This window comes from Limnobacter sp. MED105 (genome assembly GCF_000170915.1).
GTDB lineage: Bacteria > Pseudomonadota > Gammaproteobacteria > Burkholderiales > Burkholderiaceae_B > Limnobacter.
In genome coordinates this window covers 1-2,046 of record NZ_ABCT01000040.1, presented here as the reverse complement: position 1 = coordinate 2,046, position 2,046 = coordinate 1, and the positions used below count along the sequence as shown (strand labels likewise).

General features: G+C 51.1%; 2 protein-coding genes and 1 pseudogene. All 3 read left to right on the top strand.

What is annotated here, in order from left to right; genetic code table 11:
* Positions 1-170 (top strand): annotated as a pseudogene (gene rpsL, locus LMED105_RS15865) (30S ribosomal protein S12); the annotation flags it as partial.
* Between the two features lie 138 nt (positions 171-308).
* On the top strand, positions 309-779 hold the full coding sequence (gene rpsG, locus LMED105_RS15860; RefSeq protein WP_008253357.1) for a 30S ribosomal protein S7: 471 nt from the start codon (positions 309-311) through the stop codon (positions 777-779).
* An 18-nt stretch (positions 780-797) separates the two neighbouring features.
* Positions 798-2,046: elongation factor G (fusA, locus tag LMED105_RS15855; RefSeq protein WP_008253356.1), on the top strand; the 1,249-nt coding region annotated here is incomplete at its 3' end.

The following is a 2,046-nucleotide window of genomic DNA, read 5'->3' as shown; positions in this document are numbered from 1 at the left end:
ATTTGCAGGAACACTCCGTGGTATTGATCCGTGGCGGTCGTGTGAAGGATTTGCCAGGTGTGCGTTATCACATCGTGCGTGGTTCACTTGACTTGCAAGGCGTTAAGGACCGTAAACAAGCTCGTTCCAAGTATGGTTCGAAGCGTCCAAAAGCTGCTAAAGCGAAATAATTACGCTAAGCAATAAGGCCAAGTAAATTTTTGTATTGGTCAGTTTAAAACCGCATTCCGTGCGGCACACATTTGGTGTGTCGAGTAAGCAGATGCATAAGTGGGATTGCCCACGCTGAAGATAAAGGAATAGTCAAGATGCCACGTCGTCGCGAAGTGCAGCGCAGAGAAGTGCTGCCAGATCCAAAGTTTCAAAGCACAGAAGTAGCCAAATTCATGAACGTCATCATGTTGTCTGGCAAGAAAGCTGTTGCAGAACGCATTATTTACGGTGCTTTTGACAGCATCTCAACGAAAGCTGGTAAAGACCCACTCGAGGTGTTTAACGCCGCGATCAACAATGTAAAGCCTGTTGTTGAAGTGAAGTCTCGCCGCGTCGGTGGTGCGAACTACCAAGTTCCGGTGGAAGTTCGTCCCTCACGTCGTTTGGCCCTGGCCATGCGTTGGGTGCGTGAAGCAGCCAAGAAGCGTAGTGAAAAGTCCATGGACCTTCGCCTTGCAGGTGAGCTGCTTGAGGCAGCTGAGGGTCGCGGTGGTGCGATGAAGAAGCGTGATGAAGTGCACCGCATGGCTGAAGCCAACAAAGCCTTCTCGCATTTCCGATTCTAAATTTAACTGGAGTAGCAAATGGCTCGTAAGACGCCCATTGAGCGATATCGTAACATTGGAATTTCTGCGCACATTGATGCCGGAAAAACCACAACGACTGAACGTATCCTGTTTTACACAGGCGTAAGTCACAAAATTGGTGAAGTGCACGACGGTGCGGCCACCATGGACTGGATGGAGCAGGAGCAAGAGCGTGGTATTACCATTACCTCCGCTGCTACCACCTGTTTTTGGAAGGGTATGGACAACTCCTACCCAGAACACCGTTTCAACATCATTGACACCCCCGGGCACGTTGACTTCACCATTGAAGTGGAGCGCTCTATGCGCGTTCTGGATGGTGCCTGCATGGTTTACTGTGCGGTGGGTGGTGTTCAGCCTCAGTCTGAAACTGTGTGGCGCCAGGCCAACAAATACAAAGTGCCTCGTCTGGCCTTCGTGAACAAGATGGACCGCACCGGCGCCAACTTCTTCAAGGTGGTTGAGCAAATGCGCCTGCGTTTGCGTGCAAACCCAGTGCCCATCGTGATTCCAATCGGCGCGGAAGAAAAATTCCAGGGCGTGGTTGATCTGATCAAGATGAAAGCCATTTACTGGGACGAAGCGTCTCAGGGCATGAAGTTTGATTACCGTGAAATTCCGGCAGAATTGCAAGCAGAAGCCGACAAGTGGCGCGAGCAAATGGTGGAGGCTGCGGCCGAAGCCTCTGAAGAATTGATGAACAAGTACCTTGAAGAAGGCAGCTTGTCCGAAGCCGAAATCATCTTGGGTATCCGCACCCGCACCATTTCGACTGAAATTCAGCCGATGCTGTGTGGTACAGCGTTCAAGAACAAAGGCGTTCAGCGCATGCTCGATGCCGTAATCGACTTCCTGCCATCACCAGTGGACATTCCACCTGTGTCAGGTACCGATGAAGATGAAGAGCCAATCGTTCGTCATGCGAATGACGAAGAAAAGCTGTCTGCTTTGGCATTCAAGCTAATGACGGATCCATTCGTGGGCCAGTTGACTTTCGTGCGTGTGTACTCTGGTGTATTGAACAAAGGCGACTCTGTTTACAACCCAGTGCGAGGCAAGAAAGAGCGTATCGGTCGTATCGTTCAGATGCACGCCAACAACCGTCAGGAAGTTGAGGAAATTCGCGCCGGTGACATCGCCGCTTGTGTGGGTTTGAAAGACGTGACGACCGGTGAAACCCTGTGCGATCCCTCCGCAATTATTACTCTGGAGCGTATGGTGTTCCCAGAGCCAGTAATTGCTCAGG